This is a genomic window from Deltaproteobacteria bacterium (assembly GCA_016234845.1).
Classification (GTDB): Bacteria; Desulfobacterota; Deferrimicrobia; order Deferrimicrobiales; family Deferrimicrobiaceae; genus JACRNP01.
The window spans coordinates 1-2183 of record JACRNP010000116.1; the positions used below are offsets into that span (position 1 = coordinate 1).

Here is a 2183-nt window from a genome sequence, read left to right on the forward strand (position 1 = left end):
ATCCCACGCGACCAGCTTGGCGATCATCGGGTCGTAGTGGATGGCGACCTCGTCCCCCTGCCGCACGCCGGTATCGATCCGGACGTTGGCGGTCCCGGCCGGAGGGCGAAGGTGCGCGAGTCGACCGGTCGAGGGGAGGAAATCGCGCGACGGGTCCTCCGCGTAGATCCGGGCCTCGATGGCGTGCCCCCCGACGGCGAGCTCCTTCTGCGACCGCGGGAGCGGCTCGCCGGACGCCACGCGGAGCTGCCACTCGACCAGGTCCTGCCCCGTGATCATCTCCGTCACCGGGTGCTCCACCTGCAGGCGGGTGTTCATCTCCATGAAGTAGAACGCCCCGTCCTCGTCGAGGAGGAATTCGACCGTGCCGGCCCCCACGTACCCGATCGCGCGCGCCGCGGACACCGCCGCCGCGCCCATCTTCACCCGCAGCCCGGGCTTCACCCCCGGCGCCGGCGCCTCCTCGATCACCTTCTGGTGGCGGCGCTGGATGGAGCAGTCGCGCTCGAAGAGGTACACCGCGTTCCCCTTCGCGTCGGCGAACACCTGGATCTCCACGTGGCGCGGGCGGGTCAGGTACTTCTCGAGGAGCACGCGGTCGTCGCCGAACGAGGCCCGCGACTCGCGCATCGCGGCCACGACGGCCTCTTCGAAATCCGCCGCGCGGGAAACGACGCGCATCCCCTTCCCCCCGCCCCCGGCGCTCGCCTTGATCAGAACGGGGTATCCGATCCGGTCCGCCTCGCGCCGAAGAAGGTTCGGGTCCTGGTCCTCCCCGTGGTAGCCGGGGACCAGCGGGACGCCGGCCCGGTCCATGATTTCCTTCGCCGCGCTCTTGGAGCCCATCGCCCGGATCGCCGCGGCGGGAGGCCCGATGAAGACGATTCCCGCGCCCTCGCACGCCTCGGCGAACGCCGCGTTCTCCGACAGGAAGCCGTACCCGGGGTGGATGGCCCGCGCGCCGCTGCGGGCCGCCGCTTCGAGGATGGCGTCTATCCGCAGGTAGCTCTCGCGCGCCGGAGCGGGACCGATCCGGTGGGCCTCGTCGGCCATCGCCACGTGCAGGGAGGCGACGTCCGCGTCCGAGTAGACGGCCACCGTGCGGATCCCGAGGCGCTTCGCGGTCCGGATGACGCGGCAGGCGATCTCGCCGCGGTTGGCGATCAGGATCCGGTCGAACATCGTCCTCGCCCCCCCTACATCCGGAACACGCCGAAGTCGGTCTTCTCTACCGGCGCGTTCAGGGTCGCGGAGATCCCGAGGGCCAGCACGGTGCGGGTCTCGGCGGGGTCGATGATCCCGTCGTCCCACAGGCGGGCGCTCGCGTAATACGGGTGCCCCTGCGTTTCGTACTGCTCGAGGATCGGTTTCCGGAACGCGGCCTCCTGCGCGGCGCTCCACTTCTGCCCCCGCGCCTCCATCCCGTCCCGCCGCACCTGCGCCAGGACGCTCGCCGCCTGCTCCCCGCCCATCACGGAGATCCGGGCGTTGGGCCACATCCAGAGGAACCGGGGGCTGTACGCGCGGCCGCACATGCCGTAGTTCCCGGCCCCGTAGCTCCCGCCGATGATGAGGGTGAACTTGGGCACCCTGGCGCACGCCACGGCGGTGACCATTTTCGCGCCGTCCTTGGCGATCCCGCCCGCCTCGTATTTGCTCCCGACCATGAAGCCGGTGATGTTCTGCAGGAAGACGAGGGGGATGCCGCGCTGGCTGCACAGCTGGATGAAGTGGGCCCCTTTCAGTGCCGACTCGGAGAAGAGGATCCCGTTGTTGGCCACGATCCCTACCGGGTATCCCCAGATCCGGGCGAAGCCGCACACCAGCGTCGTGCCGTATAGGTGCTTGAACTCGTCGAGTTCGGAGCCGTCCACCACCCGGGCGATGACCTCCCGCACGTCGTACGGCGTCCGGGTCCCGGTGGGGATGACGCCGTACAGCTCCGCCCTGTCGTACGCGGGCTCCACCGGCTCCCGCAGGGTGATCCCGATCCGCTTCACCCGGTTCAGGTTCGCCACCGCCCGGCGGGCGAGCGAAAGCGCGTGGCCGTCGTTCGCGGCGTAATGGTCGGTGACCCCGGAGGTCCGGCAATGGACGTCGGCGCCGCCCAGATCCTCGGCGGTCACCACATCGCCGGTCGCCGCCTTCACCAGCGGCGGGCCGCCGAGAAAGATGGTCCCCTG

The 2183-nt window shown here is 70.5% G+C and carries 2 protein-coding genes; both read right to left on the reverse strand.

Annotation, left to right across the window (positions count from 1 at the left end):
- Positions 1 to 1182: ATP-grasp domain-containing protein (locus HZB86_08355; GenBank protein MBI5905545.1), on the reverse strand; the 1182-nt coding region annotated here is incomplete at its 3' end.
- 14 nt (positions 1183 to 1196) lie between these two features.
- Positions 1197 to 2183: methylcrotonoyl-CoA carboxylase (locus tag HZB86_08360; GenBank protein ID MBI5905546.1), on the reverse strand; the 987-nt coding region annotated here is incomplete at its 5' end.